Here is a 16,955-nt window from a genome sequence, read left to right as displayed (position 1 = left end):
ACGAAACCGCCATGAAAAAAGAGATGAAGGTCGTTCCGTTACCCGTTTCGCCGCCCCCGGCACCGGTCCCGCTGCGTCTCACGGGCCTAACTTTCACCGGCTTTGCAATCATGTTCCTGTTCTTCGGCATGGCCGGAGGCTGGGCGACGCTGGCACCGCTCGACAGCGCCGCAGTGGCGCCCGGCCTTGTCAAGGTCGCCGGTGACCGCAAGCTCATCCAGCACCTCGAGGGTGGGATCATTGCAGGATTGACCGCCGCCAACGGCGACATCGTCAGGGCCGGCAAGGTCCTCCTCCAACTCGATGACACGCAGGCGAGGGCAAGGCTTGATCTGGTCCAGAACCGGATCGCAACGCGCGAGGCGCTGGCCGCTCGCCTGAGGGCCGAGCGTGACGGCAAAGCCGAGATCGAGTTCGATCCGGCGCTGCTTGCAAACCCCACCAAATCGGCAAGGGACGCGGTGGCCGCCCAACGTGACGTGTTTTCGGCCAAGCACCACAATCTGAAGGACGAGCGAGAGATTCTCAGCCAGCGCCGCCGCCAGACCGAGGAAGAGATAACGGGACTGCAGGAACTCATCGTTACCGAGGACAAGCAGATCGAGGTGTTCGAGGGCGAAACCAGAGATCTTGAGAGCCTCGTCAAGCGCGGCCTGGTCACCCGCGAGCGTTGGCTGCTGCTCAGACGGCAAAAGCGGGAAGTCGAAGGGGAGCGGGCGACCAATGTCGCAGCCATCGCTCGCGCCAGGAGCGCCATGGCCGAGATCGACATGCAGATCGTCAACCTCAATACCTTGCAGCTGAACCAGGCCGTCGAGGAGCTGAGCAAGGTCGAGGCGGAACTGTTCGACCTCAGGCAGGAGGAACGGTCCGCCAAAGACGTGCTCGCCCGCACCAACATCGTCGCGCCGGTTGACGGCATCATCATGGACCTGAAGGTCCATACGACCGGGGGCGTGGTGAAACCCGGCGAGACCCTGATGACGATCGTACCGATGGGACAGCAGCTCGTCATCGAGGCCATGGTCAGACCTGAGGACGTCGAGACGATCGCACCCGGACAGCCGGCGCGCGTCAGTTTCCCGGCCTTTGCCCGCTACAACCTGCCGCCGCTCGACGGTGTGGTGGAGATCGTATCGGCCGACAGGATGGTGGAGGAACGCAGCGGCACGCCTTATTTCGCCGCGACCGTTGTGATCGACCAGAGCGAGCTTGCCAAGCTGGAGGGCCGCAAGCTGCTGCCCGGCATGTCGAGCGAGACGATGATCCGGACGGGTGCCCGCACCGTGCTTTCTTACCTCGCCGAGCCGATCACACAGAACTTCCGCCGGGCGATGCGGGAAAAATAGCCGCAGCGCCCACGCTTCCAAGACTCCCGATCACGCCGCCTTGGCGGCGTGATATTCCTTGATAGCGACCATCTTGATCGCCGGGTAGCGCTCCGCCTCGTAACGCAGCGAGAAGGCGTCCTGAGCGAGGAAAACCGGATCGCCGTCGAGATCGCGGGCGATATCGCCGCGCTTGACGGTGAGGAACTTTTCCAGATCGGTCGGCTGGTCGGCCGAGATCCAGCGGCAGACGGAGAAACGCGATGTTTCGAAGGAGACCGGCAGGCCGTATTCGGCCATCAGCCGCTCCTTCAGGACGTCGAGCTGCAGGGCGCCGACGACGCCGACGATCGCCGGCGAGCCGTCCTCCGGCGAGAACAGCTGGACGACGCCTTCCTCGGCCATCTGCTGCAGCGCTTCCTTGAGCTTCTTCGCCTTCATCGCATCTTCGAGACGCACGCGGCGCAGAATTTCCGGCGAGAAGTTCGGCACGCCCTGGAAGACCAGGGCTTCGCCTTCGGTCAGCGTATCGCCGATGCGGAGCGTCCCATGATTGGGAATGCCGACGACGTCGCCGGCATAGGCGGTGTCGGCGAGCTGGCGCTGCGAGGCGAAGAAGAATTGCGGCGCCGTCAGGCCAAGCTGCTTGCCGGTGCGGGCAAGCCTTGCCTTCATGCCGCGCTCGAGCTTGCCGGAGCAGATGCGGGCAAAGGCGATGCGGTCGCGGTGGTTCGGGTCCATGTTGGCCTGGATCTTGAAGACGAAGGCGGTCATCTTGTCGTCGGTCGCATGCACGGTCCTGGTGTCGGCGACCTGGTCGCGCGGCGGCGGCGCGAATTCGCCAAGCGCATTGATGAGGTCGCGAACGCCGTAATTGCGTAGCGCCGAGCCGAAGAAAACGGGCGTCATATGGCCTTCGAGGAAGGAATCGCGGTCGAAGGGACGGCATGCCTCGATGGCAAGCTCGGTCTCGTCGATGAAGGCCTGCCGTTCGTTTTCCGGCAGCCTGTCGGCGATTGCCCGCGGACCGTTGACCGGCGTGGTCTCGACTTCGGTATCGGAACCACGGGCGGTGCTGTTCGCCAGATGATAGGAGCCGCAGAAGGTTTTCGAGCGGCCGATCGGCCAGGTGATCGGCGCGGTATCCAGCGCCAGCTTCTCTTCGACCTCGTCGAGGATCTCGAAGGGATCGCGGCTTTCCCTATCCATCTTGTTGATGAAGGTGATGATCGGAATATCGCGCATGCGGCAGACTTCGAAGAGCTTCAGCGTGCGCGGCTCGATACCCTTGGCGGCATCGATGACCATGACGGCAGCGTCGACGGCCGTCAGCGTACGATAGGTGTCGTCGGCGAAATCCTCGTGGCCAGGCGTGTCGAGGATGTTGAAGACATTATCGTTATATTCGAAGGTCATTACCGAGGTGACGACGGAGATGCCGCGTTCGCGTTCGATCTTCATCCAGTCGGAGCGCGTCTGCATGCGATCCTTCTTCGCCTTGACTTCGCCGGCAAGCTGGATGGCGCCGCCGAACAGCAGCAGCTTTTCGGTGAGCGTCGTCTTGCCCGCGTCCGGGTGGGCGATAATAGCGAATGTACGGCGGCGGGAGACCGCCTCGGCGAGGCTTTCGGCCATAGTGTGAATCCTGTGGAATTGCGGCTTACCTAGCGACTAAAGCCCGGCAATGCAATTGACCTTACCCGCGCACGCGCAAAGTAATGGGCCATGACCATTCATCACGACCTCAGCCCGACACTGAACCTCATCCGCCTGGCCAATGGCGAAGGCCTCGACTTGCCCGCCTATGAAAGCAAGGGAGCGGCCGGCATGGACCTGCGCGCCGCTGTTGCCGACGGCGAACCGCTGACGCTGCTGCCGGGCAAGCGGGCGCTGGTGCCGACCGGCTTCATCTTCGAAATCCCCGAGGGTTTCGAGGGGCAGGTGCGGCCGCGCTCCGGCCTTGCCTTCAAACACGGCATCACCTGCCTGAATTCGCCCGGCACCGTCGACAGCGACTATCGCGGCGAGGTGAAGGTGCTGCTCGCCAATCTCGGCGATGACGCTTTCGTCATCGAGCGCGGCATGCGCATCGGCCAGATGGTCATCGCGCCGGTCACCCAAGCGCGAATTGCCGAGATCACCGAGACAAGCGAGACGGCGCGTGGCGCGGGCGGGTTCGGCTCAACCGGCGTTTGATCGACGGTTCGAATGAAGCAGCCGAACGGTTGATAAGCAGCGTTTGTGGGGGCGCTTATGCTATTCAAGAAAGCGCCATGGGGCGTGGTTATGGGTCTAGCGGCAGCGCTGACGGCAACGCCAACGCTTGCGATCGATTCAAAAAAGCTCCAATCGATTCGCTCATCGATGTCTTTGGAAGAGATCGTCTCATTTGCCGTCTCAAAATCAACAGCCCCGATCCTCGACATCAACAAAACGATCGAAATGAATATCGCCCTCAATGCGAGGGGTATGGGGAGAAGCGATATTCAAGCTTTGCAGATAGAGTTTTTGCGAGTGTTTTCTGCGATTGGTGCTTACGCTGAAATCGACATCAATTTCGACGCCAGCCAATCGATCGAATATTCAGTTGGAACGCCATATGCCCCTTTCGGTGATCAGAACCGGCGGTCGAATAGCCAGGCAGTTGACGTGTTCGTTGATCGTGATGCGCTCAAGCTGGCAAAATTGGGCCAGATAGCAGTGCACGACATAGACACGCTCCGAAGCAAGCCGGATACGTTGGAATGCTACCATGAGCGCCGGAAAGGATATCCGGCTATCAACGTTATCGTCGATCGCGATATCAATCCTGTAGGTTGCCTTTACACGGTTCTGCTGCAGTCGATCGGCCTAAAGGGACCTTTCGGCGGGGTTGCGGCAACATATCGTGCCGGGGAGGTTCCCGGCTTCAGGCGCAATGCCGAAATGGCGGCAGCATATGCCATTCATGAGTGCCGATCTTTCATCGATAAAAAAGATCAGTTTGAGCAATGTATCACAGGAGTTCTGAAGGGGAACTAAGGAGCCGCGGAGTTGCCCAACTTAAGCAGCGTTGACGGGACATTTATGCTATTGGGGAAAGTGCGTTTAGGCGTGATTGGGGGCCTAGCGGCAGCGCTGGTCGCAACACCGATGCTTGCGATTGATTCAGCGAAACTCCAGTCGATTCGGTCGTCCTTCTCCACCGAGGAGGTGGTCGCATTCGCTGTGGCGAAATCGGCAGCACCGATTTTCGACATCGACAAAACTATCGATATGAACATTGCCCTCAACGTGAAGGGCATGGATAGACGCGATATTCAGGCTTTGCAGATCGAGCTTTTGCGCGTGTTTTCTGCGGTTGGTGCTTACGCGGAAATCGGCATCAATTTCGACGTCAGTCGATCGATCGATTACTCGCCTGCAACGCCGTATGTGCCTTTCCGGGATCAGAACCGGCCTCCAAACACCCAGACTCTCAACGTGTTCATCGATCGTGATGCGCTTAAATTGGCAAAGTTGGGCCAAATCGCAGTTCACGATATAGACACGCTTCGGAGCAAGCCAGACACGTCGACGTGCTATCATGAGAGCCGAACGGGAAACTCGGTCATCAATGTCCTCGTCGACCGCGACATCAATCCGGTGGGCTGCCTCTATGGAGTTCTACTACAATCGGTCGGAGTTACGGATGCTTTTGGCCGAGATGCTACGACTTTCAATCCCGGAAGAATTCCCGGGTTTAGGATCAACGCCGAAATGGCGGCAGCATATGCCATTCGCGAATGCAGATCTCTCATCGATAAAAAAGATCAACTTGGGACGTGTTTGAACGGCGTTCTCGGTGAAGGGAAATAAGGAATTCCGGATTGGCCGAGGCTGCTTGCATTCCCTTGCGGGATACCTTCGATCGCGGATTCCTAAAGCGCGTCGCAACAATCTTGGTTCAAGCGGACGCGCTGCCGTCCTTTGCTTTTATACATCTCGTTATTCCCCGCTGCACATTTTGGTGAGACACCTCTGATGGCAAATCGCCTCGACAGCGCCGGCCTGACCTTCCGGCTGGATTACTTCGACGACCCGACCGGCTGGGCGGCCTTGGTCTGTCTGCTCAAGGATATTTTCGGCATCGATATCGGCCCGCTGCAACAGCTTGGCGGCCCCGATCCCAGCAGCATGCCGTTCGGCTGGTTCGATGCCGAGGGCAAGCTTGCGGCCAATATCTCGGCCTTTGCGCTGCCCTTCGTCATCAATGGCAGGGTCGTCCATGCCGCCGGCCTGCAGTCGGGCGCGGTGCGGCCGCAGTGGCGCGGCCGCGGGCTTTATCGCGACCTGACGGTGAAAGCGCTCGACTGGTGCGAGCAGCAGGGCTTCGAGGCCGTCATCCTCTACACCGATAAGCCATCGCTCTACGAGCCCTATGGTTTCCGCTCGATAGCGCTGCACCGCTACGAGGGGGCGGCCCCCGCGCCCTCGACATCAGCCGCACCAGCCCTGCCGCTTTCGGCGGCGAATGCGGATGATCTTGCCCTGCTGCAAGCGCTGCTGAAAGCACGCAGCCCGGTCTCGACGACGCTTTCGGTGACGGCCAATGCAGCGATGTTTCTCATCAATACCCAGCTCGACCCCGATATTCGCGTCAGTTTCCTTGAAGGCGAGCGCGCGGCCATCGCCTGGAAGATGGATGCAGCAGGTCGCTTCAGCCTTGTCGACGTCGTGGCGACGGAAATCCCGACGCTTGCAGCGATCCTCGGCGGACTCGACATCGCCTCCGCCCACATCGAGGTGCTTTTCCGGCCGGACAAGCTCGGCTGGGCGGGTGATCCGCTACCGCTGCAAAGCGGCACGACTCTGATGCTGCGCGGGCTCGGCGATATGACCCCGCATTTTCCGGCGATGCTGTCGCCGATGGCGGATTTCTAAGCGCCGGCTTCGGCCGCCGCTATCTTTTCCGCGAAAGCGGCGGCAGGCGGCGTTTGACAGGCGAGGCTTTGATCATCGCAGTGTTGGTTTCCGCGCGTTCGGCGACCCTGTCGAGGAGACCGTCGAGCTCCGCCATCGATCGGATGACCAGGCGGGCGATGAAACAATCCTCGCCGGTCACCTTGTCGCATTCGACGATTTCGGGGATCTCCTGGATGATGCGCTCGACGATGTGCAGCTGTCCCGGCAGCGGGCGGACCCGCACGATCGCCTGCAGGGGATAACCGACGGCGGCCGGGTCGAGATCGATGGTGAAGGCCTTGATGACGCCGCGCTCCTCCAGCCGGCGCAGGCGCTCGGCAGCACTCGGCGAGGACAGCCCGACCTGCTGCGCCAGCTCCTTCAGCGAGATCCGGGCATTGCCGGCCAGCGCCTCCAGGATAGACTGATCGATATCATCGAGCGATTGTACATCATTAGCCACGTCGATGAATTCTCCTATGATGATTAGGCGAGAACGTCGAATCTCTTTTCCATTCCTATATAAAATTCCCTGCTACCGCAATAATCTCATCTCATCGAAACGGAGGCGATCATGAGCGGCGACATCAAAAGAGGTTCGGTGGAAATGACGGCAGCGATGCTGATCTCGGGGACGATCGGCTGGTTCGTCGTCATGTCGGGTCAACCGGTCAGCGGCGTCGTCTTCTGGCGCTGCCTGTTCGGCGCGCTGACGCTGCTCGTTATCTGCGGCGCCCTCGGGCTGCTGCGGCCCGGCATCATCACGCTGCGCGCCTTCGGCATCGCCGTCTTCGGCGGCGTCGCCATCGTCGTCAACTGGCTGCTGCTCTTCGCCTCCTATTCGCATGCGACGATCTCCATCGCCACCACGGTCTACAACACCCAGCCCTTCATGCTGCTGGTGCTCGGGGCACTATTCCTCGGCGAGAAGATCACCGCCGCCAAACTGTTCTGGCTGACGCTCGCCTTTGCCGGCATGGCGGCGATCGTCGAGGCGAAACCTGGGGCCGGCGAGGCATCGGATGGATACGGCCTCGGCATTCTGATGGCGCTGGGTGCGGCCTTCTTTTATGCGCTGGCAGCGCTTGCCGCGAAATGGCTGAAAGGCACGCCGCCGCATCTGATCGCGCTGATTCAGGTCGCAACAGGCATGCTGATGCTGGCGCCGATGACGACGTTTTCGCAGCTGCCCGGGGATGCCGGCGGCTGGGCGATCCTGGTGACGATCGGCGTCGTCCATACCGGGCTGATGTATGTGCTGCTTTACGGCGCGATCCAGCGGCTGCCGACCCATCTGACCGGGGCGCTGTCCTTCCTCTATCCGATCGCCGCAATCCTCGTCGACCGGCTGGCCTTCGGCCATGCGCTGCAGCCGATGCAGATCGCAGGAGCGGCGATCATCCTCATTGCCGCCGCTGGCATGAATCTCGGCTGGAGCCCAAGATGGCTGCGGCCGAGGGCGCTCCAGGGCTGAGGTACCGGCAGGCACGCGGGTGCAGGCATTCCTTCTCGTGATGCACCCATCAACGCCGGCGGATTGATGGCACGGCCCGCCTGACATAAAACACCGGAAAGATGGAGCCACAGATGAGCCTTGCCGCCTTGCTTGCCTATGCCGGAGCCTTGTTCATCGCCGCGGCCATTCCCGGCCCCGGCATCACCGCCATCGTCGCCCGTGCGCTCGGCTCGAATTTCCGCGAGACCTTCTTCATGGGTCTCGGCCTGGTGCTCGGCGATATGACCTATCTCACCGCCGTCATTCTCGGCCTCGCCTTCGTCGCCCAGACCTTCACCGAGGTGTTCATCGCCATCAAGATCGCCGGCGCCCTCTATCTCGGCTACATCGCCTGGAAACTCTGGACGGCAGGGCTGCTGCCGCAGGATATTGCGGCGAAGAAATCCAGCAATATCGGCCTGTCCTTCCTCTCGGGCCTGCTGGTGACGCTCGGCAACCCGAAGACAATGCTCTTTTATGTCGCGCTGGCGCCGACGCTGATCGACATCGGCAATATCAGCCTGCGCGACTATGCGCTGCTGCTTGCTGTCACCTTCGTGGTGCTGATTGCCGTGCTCGTGCCCTACATGCTGCTTGCCGCGCGAGCCCGCACGATGCTGAGGGAGCCGCGCGCCCTGCAGACGCTGAACCGGGTTGCAGCCGGCATCCTTGCGGGCACGGCGGCCTTCATCGCCACGCGGGCAGCCTGAAATAAACATCCGCCAAGAAACGGTTTTCAAAGCTTATTTTCTCTGCGCCACCCCCGCCCGGCGCGAACGCGCTCTGGTCTCATTCCGTCTTTGACCCTATTCTCCTCCTCGATTTCAGGGACCGAAGTCCAAAGGGAGAGAACCATGTCGCACAAACCCGGCCGCGGCCGCATCTATTCCTCGATCACCGAGACCATCGGCGACACGCCGCTGGTGCGCTTCGACAAGCTGGCGCGGGAAAAGGGCGTGGTGGCAAACCTGATCGGCAAGCTCGAATTCTTCAATCCGATCGCTTCCGTCAAGGACCGCATCGGTGTGGCAATGATTGAGAGCCTGGAATCGCAGGGCAAGATCACATCAGGCAAGACGGTGCTGATCGAGCCGACGTCAGGCAATACCGGCATCGCACTCGCCTTTGCCGCCGCCGCCAAGGGGTATCGACTGATCCTCACCATGCCGGAAACGATGTCGGTCGAACGGCGCAAGATGCTGGCGCTGCTCGGCGCCGAGCTGGTGCTGACGGAAGGATCGAAGGGCATGAAGGGCGCCATCGCCAAGGCGGAGGAACTGGCAGCGTCGCTCCCCGACGCCATCATTCCGCAGCAGTTCGAAAACCCGGCCAATCCCGAGATCCACCGCAAGACGACGGCTGAGGAAATCTGGAACGATACCGACGGCATGGTCGACATCGTCGTTTCGGGCATCGGCACCGGCGGCACGATAACCGGCGTCGGCCAGGTGCTGAAGAGCCACAAGCCGGAGATCCAGATCATCGCCGTCGAACCCGCCGATTCGCCGGTGCTCTCCGGCGGCAATCCCGGCCCGCACAAGATCCAGGGCATCGGCGCCGGCTTTGCGCCAAAGATCCTCGATACCGGCATCTATGACGAAGTCGTCACCGTCACCAATGACGAGGCCTTCGAACAGGCCCGCCTCATTGCCCGGCTCGAAGGCGTGCCGGTCGGCATCTCCTCGGGCGCGGCGCTGACCGCGGCGATCAAGGTTGGAAGCCGGCCAGAAAATGCGGGCAAGAACATCGTCATCATCATTCCGTCTTTTGCGGAGCGGTATCTGTCGACGGCGTTGTTTGAGGGATTGGGGAGCTGAGGTTTGGTGTGGCGGCCTTTTCTCCCGCAGTTTGTCATGCAAAATATCGGGGCGCTTCGAGCGTCCCTTCTTTTGTGCCGTCACCTGCATCCCAATCGAAGCGGGACGAAAGTTCTGTGGTAGTCAGTAGTAACGATGGTCGATGTCCCACCTGTGCTAGTTGAATGCAAATGGCCCCGCCAGGGCCATTCGCACCGCCTGCTGCCGGGCAGCGCGCCCGCTATAGTTCGCCGACGGCCATATAATTTCATAATTCCGCAGCGCTCAATGAGGATTTCGCTGAGGGGCAGCCAAGCGCAAACGCGATCGACAAATCGGTGGGCAGCCTGACGACAATCTCTCAAAATATCGGCGCGCATCCGCCCTTCTTCTCACGCAGCCGCCGTCAACCTCTCGCCGGCGATCCGGTAGGAGATCGCTTCGGCAAGATGCAGACGGCCGACCGTCGGTTTGTCGTCGAGGTCGGCTAGTGTGCGGGCAACCTTGAGGACTCGGTGGTAGCCGCGGGCGGAGAATTTCATTTTTTCGGCGGCGTCGCGCAGGAGCTGCAGGCCGCTCGCATCGGGTTCGGCGAGTTTTTCGATCATTGCTGTGGAGCAGCGGGCATTGGTGCTGATATCCCCAGCGCCGGCGCGCTGGAAGCGCTCCCGCTGGAGCTCGCGGGCGCGGGCGACGCGGCGGGCGACGTCGGCGCTGGCCTCGGCCGCCATCGGGCGGATGAGATCGGCGGCGGAGACGGCGGGTACGTCGATGCGGATATCGATGCGGTCCATCAGCGGGCCGGAGATGCGGGCTTGGTAATCGCTCATGCAGCGCGGGCCGCGGGCGCAGGTGTGGCCGGGCTCACCGGCCATGCCGCAGCGGCAGGGGTTCATCGCCGCGATCAGCTGGAATTTCGCCGGATAGGAGACGCGGTGATTAGCGCGCGCGATGACGCATTCGCCGCCTTCGAGCGGCTGGCGCAGTGCATCGAGCGCCTGCGGCGTGAACTCGGGAAACTCATCGAGGAACAGCACGCCGTGATGGGCGAGCGAGGCTTCGCCCGGTCGGGCGCGGATGCCGCCGCCGACAAGGGCGGCCATGGTGGCGGAATGATGCGGGGTGCGGAAGGGCCGGCGGTCGGACAGCTTGCCGCCGGTGAGCTGGCCGGCGATCGAATGGACCATCGACACTTCGAGCAGCTCGGCGGCCGAGAGCGGCGGCAGGATCGACGGCAGCCGCGACGCCAGCATCGATTTGCCGGAGCCGGGCGGGCCGACCATCAGCAGATTGTGGCCGCCGGCGGCCGCCACTTCGAGCGCGCGCTTGGCGCTTTCCTGGCCCTTGATCTCGGCAAGATCCGGCAGGTTGGCAGCATTGGCGCGGATCGACGGCTCCGGCCTAGACAGTACCTGTGTGCCGCGGAAATGATTGGCAAGGGCAATCAGGCTGCGGGGTGCGAGAATATCGACGTCGGCGCCGGCCCAGGCAGCCTCGGCGCCGCTTTCGGCCGGGCAGATCAGGCCCTTGCCGAGCGCATTGGCGCCGATTGCGGCCGGCAGCGCACCCGCGATGGCGGCGATCGTGCCATCGAGATTGAGTTCGCCGACGACGACATAATCCGACAGCGCATCGGCAGGAATGGCGCCGAGGGCCGCCATTAGCGCCAGTGCGATCGGCAGATCGAAGTGCGAGCCCTCTTTCGGCAGATCGGCGGGCGCCAGGTTGACGGTCACCCGCTTGCCCGGCAGCGCCAGGCCGGAGGCATGAAGGGCGGCCTGCACGCGCTCGCGGCTTTCGGCCACCGCCTTGTCGGGCAGACCGACGATCTGCATGCCGACCTTGCCGGGCGCGATCATCACCTGGACCTCGACCGGCACACCTTCGATGCCCTGGAATGCTACCGTACTGACACGCGCGACCATCTGCCCACCCTTGTCCCGCAAACTCTTAGAGACCGCCCCTTGTGGCCGTTGAAAGCCAGCGGTTGCAATCTGGCATGGAAGCAGGACTAAAACAAGAACAATAAAAGAACGCAGGCAGATAATCAGCGGTAGGCGCGGTTGTATCCGATCGCAGCCTCAGCCGCGCTTGCGCTCGATCGCGTCCCAGAGCAGGGCCGCAATATCGGCGCCGCCGAACTTCCTGACCTCGCGGATGCCGGTGGGCGAGGTGACGTTGATCTCAGTCATGTAATCGCCGATCACGTCGATGCCGACGAGCAGGAAGCCGCGTTCTCTCAGCGCCGGGCCGATGCGGGCGCAGATTTCCTTTTCGCGCGCCGTCAGTTCGGTCGCCTCGGCGCGGCCGCCGACATGCATGTTGGAGCGGCTGTCATGCTCGGCCGGCACGCGGTTGATGGCGCCGGCAAACTCGCCGTCGACCAGAATGATGCGCTTGTCGCCCTTGCGCACATCGGGCAGATATTGCTGGGCGATGAAGGGCTCGCGGAAAAGCTGGCCGAACATCTCGAGCAGCGAGGAGAGATTGCGGTCGTCGCGGGTGGAATGGAAGACGCCGGCGCCGCCATTGCCGTAGAGCGGCTTCAGGATGATGTCGCCCATCTCGTCGCGGAAGCGGCGGATTTCGGCCGGATCCTTGGTGATCAGCGTCTTCGGCATCAGATCGGCGAATTCGGTGACGAAGATTTTCTCCGGTGAATTGCGCACCCAGGCCGGATCGTTGACGACGAGCGTCTTCGGATGGATGCGCTCGAGGAGATGCGTCGATGTGATATAGGCCATGTCGAAGGGCGGATCCTGGCGCAGCAGCACCACGTCCATGGTCGAGAGATCGACGCGTTCGGCCGCACCGAGCTCGAAGTGATCGCCCTTGACGTCGCGCAGCACCATCGGCTCGACGCTGGCAAAGAGCTTGCCGTCGCGGAAGCTCAGGCGTTCGGGGGTATAATGGAAGAGCCTGTAGCCGCGCGCCTGCGCCTCCAGGCTCATGGCGAAGGTGGAGTCACCTGCGATATTGATGCCGGCGACATGATCCATCTGGACCGCTACATTGGTGATCTTGGCCATTTCCGTCCCTCGCTGAATGCCGGACAGATGTAGGTCGGCCCGGCATCAAACGCAACGGCCATCGAAGTCGCCATTTTCAGGCGGCGATGCCTTGGCTGCCGCCGTTGCGCAGCATGTTGCGCAGACGGTAGGCGATCGCCAAAGGCTTCGGGAAAGGCTTGCGCAGGAAGGCGACCTTGCGGACGTAATTGTCGACTCGCCAACTCGCCCAGGTTCCACCTGCGAAAAAGGCGACGTCGCCGGCGCGTAGCGTCCGTTCCGTGCCATCCTCGGCGGTGATATGGACCTCGCCTTCGAGGATCATCACGGTCTCGTCCCAGCCGAAATACCAGCGGAATTCGCCCGCCGTGCAGTCCCAGATCGCCGTCAGCGATGCCTCGTCGTGCCCGCGCGAATGTTCGGCGGTGCGCGCTTCCGGATTGCCGCTGATGATCCAGTCGGGATTGATCGGCGTCGATTTCAGCGGCAGGTGGTCGCTCGCATGCGCGACGAAGGATTTCCCGGCCGGCTTCAGCGCGACATAAGGCACCGAGCGCGCGGCCATGGCGACCGCGCTTGCAAACATCATCTTCCAGGCCACGCAACAACCCCCAATTCTTAATCCCTACCGCGATGGTGGGTAGCAGAGAGAGGTAAGGAGCTCGTTCAACCCGGGACTAAAATTTTAACAATCCGGAAACTCGATTGGTGCGAAAGCGCTCAGAAGGCATCGGGAAAGTGCCGCGGCAACCGGCCGGGCATGACCGCGATGATATCGTAGCGTTGGGAAAGGCGGGCCTGATCCGCCTGACGGGCGAGCCAGAGATCGCTTGCCGCCCGGATCCGCTTCTGAGCGGCGACGGAGACGGCGTCGATCGCCGCAGCCTCGCCGTACCGGGCCTTCACTTCCACAAAGACTGCGAGATCGCCCTTACGGGCGACGATATCGATCTCGCCGAGCCTGGTGCGGTGGCGCAGCGCCAGGATGCGGTATCCCTTCAGCATCAGGAAGGCGGCGGCGACATATTCCGACATGCGGCCGCGGCGCAGCGCTTTCCGTTTGATGGCGGTAAGGTCTTTATCGCCCATTGCCGCTTTTCATCTCCAGCAGGCGCTGGTAGAGCGCCTTGCGCGGCAGGCCGGTGAGACGGGCGGCCTCGGTCGCAGCCTTTGCCGTCGGCATCGACATCGACAGATCGGCAAGCACGGCGTCGACATCGGCCTCCGACGTTTCGGTCGGCTGCGGCGGACCGACGACGAGGACGATTTCGCCCCTGACGTTTTCCACCTGCTGGTAATGGGCGGCGAGTTCGGCCAGCGTGCCGCGGCGGAATTCTTCATAGGTCTTGGTCAACTCACGGCAGACGCAAGCCGGCCGGGCCGGGCCGAGCACATCGGCGGCAGCAAGAAGCGTCGCACCGATGCGATGGGGCGATTCAAAAAAGATCAGCGTCGCCGGGGCTGCGGCAAATTCGCCGAGACGATCGCGGCGCGCCTTGTCCTTGGCCGGCAGAAAGCCGGCGAAGAGGAAGGCGTCGTTCGGCAGGCCGGAACCAACAAGGGCGGCGAGCGGCGCCGAGGCGCCTGGAATGGGAATGACGCGGTAACCGGCGGCAATTGCCTGCCGGGCCAGCCGGTAGCCGGGATCGGAGACGAGCGGCGTGCCGGCATCGGACACCAGCGCCACCGAGCGGCCGGCTTCGAGCGCCTGGATGAGCCGCGGGCCAGCTTCGTCGGCATTGTGCTCGTGATAGGCGAAGGGACGGTTCTGGATGCCGTAGCGGTCGAGCAGAACGCGGGTGACACGCGTATCCTCACAGGCAAGCACGTCGGCGCCGGCCAGCGTTTCCAATGCGCGCAGCGTGATGTCGCCGAGATTGCCGATGGGGGTCGCGACCAGATAGAGCGCCGGCTCCAGCGGCCGCGCCGGCACCGCCATGTTGTGGAGGCGGAAGCTTCGCCTCGTGGCGTCCTCGCCTGTGGTTTGCTCGTTCATGCCCTTTGCCTTCGTCCCGCCGGCGCCTTACCGGTTCATCGGCCTTTATGGGCGAGCGCTGCGGCTTCGGCAAGGGTTGGGATTTCTGTGAGCATTGCTCCGGAAAACCTGAAATGCGAGGGCTTGGCCGTCCATGCCTCTTGCCATCCAATGCTGAAGTCTGCCATTTTGCCCGTCCACTCCCCCGACCTAAATCGGGAAAGCATTCTTCGGGCCTTCGATGCGCCCGGGCAGTCACGGTCGAAAGCGGTAGCATCCCATGCGTATTACTATTGAGCGGTCAAACCTTCTGAAATCGCTGAACCACGTCCACCGTGTGGTCGAACGTCGCAACACGATCCCGATCCTGTCCAACGTATTGCTCAAGGCCGATGGCCAGAACCTCGACATGAAGGCGACCGACCTCGACCTCGAAATCACCGAGGCGACGCCGGCAAGCGTCGAACAAGCAGGCGCCACCACCGTTCCCGCCCACCTTCTCTACGATATCGTGCGCAAGCTTTCCGATGGCGCCGAAGTGCTGCTGGCGACCAGCACCGACGGCGGCTCGATGACCGTCCAGTCCGGCCGCTCGAAATTCTCGCTGCAGTGCCTGCCGGAATCCGATTTCCCGGATCTGACCGCCGGCACCTTCACGCATTCCTTCAAGCTGAAGGCGACCGATCTGAAGATGCTGATCGACCGCACCCAGTTCGCGATCTCGACGGAAGAGACGCGTTATTATCTGAACGGCATCTTCTTCCACACGATCGAGAGCAATGGTGAGCTGAAGCTCAGGGCGGTCGCGACCGACGGCCACCGGCTGGCCCGCGCCGATGTCGACGCGCCGTCGGGCTCCGAGGGCATGCCCGGCATCATCATTCCGCGCAAGACGGTCGGGGAACTGCAGAAGCTGGTCGACAATCCGGAAGCGATCGTCACCGTCGAAGTTTCCGACGCCAAGATCCGCATGACGATCGGCTCGATCGTTCTGACCTCGAAACTGATCGATGGTACCTTCCCGGATTACCAGCGCGTCATCCCCACCGGCAACGACAAGGAAATGCGTGTCGATTGCACGACCTTCGCCCAGGCCGTCGACCGCGTCTCGACGATCTCCTCCGAGCGCGGCCGGGCCGTGAAGCTGGCGCTGTCCGAAGGGCAGCTGATGCTGACCGTCAACAATCCGGATTCCGGTAGCGCTACGGAAGAAGTCGCCGTCGGCTACGACACGGATGCGATGGAAATCGGCTTCAACGCCAAATATCTGCTCGACATCACCGCGCAGCTTTCCGGCGAGGAAGCGATCTTCCTGCTGGCCGATGCCGGCTCGCCGACGCTGATCCGAGACACCGCCGGTGACGACGCGCTCTACGTCCTGATGCCGATGCGCGTCTGACGGAACGAAGGCGGCCGCTTTCGGTTTTCCTCCTGTCAAACAGGAGGTTCCATGATGAAAAAAACGGGAGCGGTGCGCATCGGCATTTCCGGCTGGACCTATGCGCCCTGGCGCGGGCAATTCTATCCGGAGGGACTGCCGCAGAAGCAGGAGCTTTCCTACGCCGCCCGTCACTTCCGTTCGATCGAGATCAACGGCACCTTCTACGGATTGCAGAAGCCCGAAAGCTTCGGCCGCTGGCGGGACGAAACGCCTGATGATTTCGTCTTTGCGGTCAAGGGACCGCGCTTCCTCACCCATGTGCGGCGACTGAGGGAGATCGAGGCGCCGCTTGCGAATTTCTTCGCCTCGGGCCTGCTCAGGCTCGGCCCCAAGCTCGGGCCGATCCTCTGGCAATTTCCGGCCAACATGGCCTTCGATGCTGATCGTTTCGAAAATTTCCTGGGTTTGCTGCCGCATGATCATGATGCGGCGATCACGCTTGCCAAGCGGCACGACGAGCGTCTCAAACAGCCCTGGCTCAAAAGCGACGGACACCAGCCGATCCGCCATGCGTTCGAAATCCGTAACGACAGCTTCCGCTCAACCGAGTTCATCGAGATGCTCCGGCGATACAAAACCGCACTGGTTTGCGCCGACACGGTGAAATGGCCGCTGCTGATGGATATCACCGCCGACTTCCTCTATTGCCGCCTGCACGGCTCCGAACAACTCTATGTCAGCGGCTACGAAGACGAGGCGCTCGATCTATGGGCCGAGCGCATCCGCGCCTGGGCACAGGGCAGAGAACCAGAGAATGCGACGCGAATACTTACGCCGCTGCCGGCGCGCGCCAAGGGCCGCGACGTCTATCTTTATTTCGACAACACCGATAAGAAACTTCGCGCCCCTGTCGACGCTGGCCATTTGAGCGAAAGACTTGCCGACCTCATGCCTCATTCCCACCGCAAGGCCGCATGAGCTGTTGATGCCGATGTCCTCGTTGCGAAAATCCTTGTCCCGGGAGCGACAAGCAGCATATTAAGACAGTC

General features: G+C 62.1%; 17 protein-coding genes. 10 read left to right on the top strand and 7 right to left on the bottom strand.

Annotated features, from left to right (window positions below):
• Nucleotides 1–11: 11 nt before the first annotated feature.
• The gene (locus tag GGD53_RS18065) at nucleotides 12–1,349 is read left to right on the top strand and encodes an HlyD family type I secretion periplasmic adaptor subunit (protein WP_281413918.1); all 1,338 of its coding nucleotides are present in this window, start codon (nucleotides 12–14) and stop codon (nucleotides 1,347–1,349) included.
• A gap of 30 nt (nucleotides 1,350–1,379) precedes the next feature.
• Here the strand turns inward: GGD53_RS18065 and GGD53_RS18060 are convergent, their stop codons facing one another.
• Nucleotides 1,380–2,963, bottom strand: coding sequence for a peptide chain release factor 3 (locus tag GGD53_RS18060; RefSeq protein WP_184458021.1), 1,584 nt, complete (start codon nucleotides 2,961–2,963; stop codon nucleotides 1,380–1,382).
• A 90-nt stretch (nucleotides 2,964–3,053) separates the two neighbouring features.
• Here GGD53_RS18060 and dut point away from each other — a divergent pair, with 90 nt between their 5' ends.
• From dut to GGD53_RS18040, 4 genes are all read left to right on the top strand, one after another.
• A complete protein-coding gene (gene dut, locus GGD53_RS18055) occupies nucleotides 3,054–3,524 on the top strand; it encodes a dUTP diphosphatase (protein WP_184458020.1) in 471 nt (156 codons plus the stop codon).
• A 57-nt stretch (nucleotides 3,525–3,581) separates the two neighbouring features.
• On the top strand, nucleotides 3,582–4,349 hold the full coding sequence (locus GGD53_RS18050) for a hypothetical protein (protein WP_184458019.1): 768 nt from the start codon (nucleotides 3,582–3,584) through the stop codon (nucleotides 4,347–4,349).
• A 12-nt stretch (nucleotides 4,350–4,361) separates the two neighbouring features.
• Nucleotides 4,362–5,165 carry a hypothetical protein gene (locus GGD53_RS18045; protein WP_246717827.1) on the top strand — a complete coding sequence of 268 codons (804 nt, stop codon included), beginning with the start codon at nucleotides 4,362–4,364 and terminating at the stop codon, nucleotides 5,163–5,165.
• Between the two features lie 165 nt (nucleotides 5,166–5,330).
• Nucleotides 5,331–6,230 carry a GNAT family N-acetyltransferase gene (locus GGD53_RS18040; protein ID WP_184458017.1) on the top strand — a complete coding sequence of 300 codons (900 nt, stop codon included), beginning with the start codon at nucleotides 5,331–5,333 and terminating at the stop codon, nucleotides 6,228–6,230.
• 19 nt (nucleotides 6,231–6,249) lie between these two features.
• Here the strand turns inward: GGD53_RS18040 and GGD53_RS18035 are convergent, their stop codons facing one another.
• Nucleotides 6,250–6,714 carry an Lrp/AsnC family transcriptional regulator gene (locus GGD53_RS18035; protein WP_184458015.1) on the bottom strand — a complete coding sequence of 155 codons (465 nt, stop codon included), beginning with the start codon at nucleotides 6,712–6,714 and terminating at the stop codon, nucleotides 6,250–6,252.
• 111 nt (nucleotides 6,715–6,825) lie between these two features.
• On the opposite strand from GGD53_RS18035, the gene GGD53_RS18030 reads away from it, so the two are divergent.
• The 3 genes from GGD53_RS18030 (at nucleotide 6,826) to cysK (ending at nucleotide 9,563) form a co-directional block, all read left to right on the top strand.
• On the top strand, nucleotides 6,826–7,725 hold the full coding sequence (locus GGD53_RS18030) for a DMT family transporter (RefSeq protein ID WP_184458013.1): 900 nt from the start codon (nucleotides 6,826–6,828) through the stop codon (nucleotides 7,723–7,725).
• Nucleotides 7,726–7,838: 113 nt separating this feature from the next.
• Nucleotides 7,839–8,456, top strand: a complete 618-nt coding sequence (locus GGD53_RS18025) for a LysE family translocator (RefSeq protein WP_184458011.1) — start codon at nucleotides 7,839–7,841, stop codon at nucleotides 8,454–8,456.
• 144 nt (nucleotides 8,457–8,600) lie between these two features.
• Nucleotides 8,601–9,563 carry a cysteine synthase A gene (gene cysK / locus GGD53_RS18020; RefSeq protein WP_184458009.1) on the top strand — a complete coding sequence of 321 codons (963 nt, stop codon included), beginning with the start codon at nucleotides 8,601–8,603 and terminating at the stop codon, nucleotides 9,561–9,563.
• Between the two features lie 371 nt (nucleotides 9,564–9,934).
• Here the strand turns inward: cysK and GGD53_RS18015 are convergent, their stop codons facing one another.
• From GGD53_RS18015 to rsmI, 5 genes are all read right to left on the bottom strand, one after another.
• Nucleotides 9,935–11,467 (bottom strand): YifB family Mg chelatase-like AAA ATPase, encoded by a 1,533-nt coding sequence (locus tag GGD53_RS18015; RefSeq protein WP_184458007.1) that lies wholly within the window; start codon nucleotides 11,465–11,467, stop codon nucleotides 9,935–9,937.
• 156 nt (nucleotides 11,468–11,623) lie between these two features.
• Nucleotides 11,624–12,571 carry a glutathione synthase gene (gshB, locus tag GGD53_RS18010; RefSeq protein ID WP_184458005.1) on the bottom strand — a complete coding sequence of 316 codons (948 nt, stop codon included), beginning with the start codon at nucleotides 12,569–12,571 and terminating at the stop codon, nucleotides 11,624–11,626.
• Between the two features lie 76 nt (nucleotides 12,572–12,647).
• A complete protein-coding gene (locus tag GGD53_RS18005; protein WP_184458004.1) occupies nucleotides 12,648–13,151 on the bottom strand; it encodes a cupin domain-containing protein in 504 nt (167 codons plus the stop codon).
• A gap of 119 nt (nucleotides 13,152–13,270) precedes the next feature.
• A complete protein-coding gene (locus GGD53_RS18000; protein WP_184458002.1) occupies nucleotides 13,271–13,639 on the bottom strand; it encodes a YraN family protein in 369 nt (122 codons plus the stop codon).
• Nucleotides 13,629–14,546, bottom strand: a complete 918-nt coding sequence (rsmI, locus tag GGD53_RS17995; protein WP_184458000.1) for a 16S rRNA (cytidine(1402)-2'-O)-methyltransferase — start codon at nucleotides 14,544–14,546, stop codon at nucleotides 13,629–13,631. Before rsmI ends, GGD53_RS18000 begins: the two co-directional genes overlap by 11 nt.
• Before the next feature lie 259 nt (nucleotides 14,547–14,805).
• Here rsmI and dnaN point away from each other — a divergent pair, with 259 nt between their 5' ends.
• On the top strand, nucleotides 14,806–15,924 hold the full coding sequence (gene dnaN, locus GGD53_RS17990) for a DNA polymerase III subunit beta (protein ID WP_184457998.1): 1,119 nt from the start codon (nucleotides 14,806–14,808) through the stop codon (nucleotides 15,922–15,924).
• 51 nt (nucleotides 15,925–15,975) lie between these two features.
• The gene (locus GGD53_RS17985; RefSeq protein ID WP_184457996.1) at nucleotides 15,976–16,884 is read left to right on the top strand and encodes a DUF72 domain-containing protein; all 909 of its coding nucleotides are present in this window, start codon (nucleotides 15,976–15,978) and stop codon (nucleotides 16,882–16,884) included.
• The last annotated feature ends 71 nt before the right edge of the window (nucleotides 16,885–16,955 follow it).

It is taken from the genome of Rhizobium aethiopicum, assembly GCF_014197535.1.
Lineage (GTDB): Bacteria > Pseudomonadota > Alphaproteobacteria > Rhizobiales > Rhizobiaceae > Rhizobium > Rhizobium aethiopicum_A.
The sequence above is the reverse complement of the archived record's forward strand: the minus strand, read 5'-3'. Positions and strand labels throughout refer to the sequence as shown.

Excerpts from the sequence above, each read along its gene's own strand:
- GGD53_RS18065 (WP_281413918.1), top strand. The coding sequence starts at position 12 with ATGAAAAAAGAGATGAAGGTCGTTCCGTTACCCGTTTCGCCGCCCCCG.
- GGD53_RS18060 (WP_184458021.1), bottom strand. The coding sequence starts at position 2,963 with ATGGCCGAAAGCCTCGCCGAGGCGGTCTCCCGCCGCCGTACATTCGCT.
- dut (WP_184458020.1), top strand. The coding sequence starts at position 3,054 with ATGACCATTCATCACGACCTCAGCCCGACACTGAACCTCATCCGCCTG.
- GGD53_RS18050 (WP_184458019.1), top strand. The coding sequence starts at position 3,582 with ATGCTATTCAAGAAAGCGCCATGGGGCGTGGTTATGGGTCTAGCGGCA.
- GGD53_RS18040 (WP_184458017.1), top strand. The coding sequence starts at position 5,331 with ATGGCAAATCGCCTCGACAGCGCCGGCCTGACCTTCCGGCTGGATTAC.
- GGD53_RS18030 (WP_184458013.1), top strand. The coding sequence starts at position 6,826 with ATGAGCGGCGACATCAAAAGAGGTTCGGTGGAAATGACGGCAGCGATG.
- GGD53_RS18025 (WP_184458011.1), top strand. The coding sequence starts at position 7,839 with ATGAGCCTTGCCGCCTTGCTTGCCTATGCCGGAGCCTTGTTCATCGCC.
- cysK (WP_184458009.1), top strand. The coding sequence starts at position 8,601 with ATGTCGCACAAACCCGGCCGCGGCCGCATCTATTCCTCGATCACCGAG.
- GGD53_RS18015 (WP_184458007.1), bottom strand. The coding sequence starts at position 11,467 with ATGGTCGCGCGTGTCAGTACGGTAGCATTCCAGGGCATCGAAGGTGTG.
- gshB (WP_184458005.1), bottom strand. The coding sequence starts at position 12,571 with ATGGCCAAGATCACCAATGTAGCGGTCCAGATGGATCATGTCGCCGGC.
- GGD53_RS18000 (WP_184458002.1), bottom strand. The coding sequence starts at position 13,639 with ATGGGCGATAAAGACCTTACCGCCATCAAACGGAAAGCGCTGCGCCGC.
- rsmI (WP_184458000.1), bottom strand. The coding sequence starts at position 14,546 with ATGAACGAGCAAACCACAGGCGAGGACGCCACGAGGCGAAGCTTCCGC.
- dnaN (WP_184457998.1), top strand. The coding sequence starts at position 14,806 with ATGCGTATTACTATTGAGCGGTCAAACCTTCTGAAATCGCTGAACCAC.
- GGD53_RS17985 (WP_184457996.1), top strand. The coding sequence starts at position 15,976 with ATGATGAAAAAAACGGGAGCGGTGCGCATCGGCATTTCCGGCTGGACC.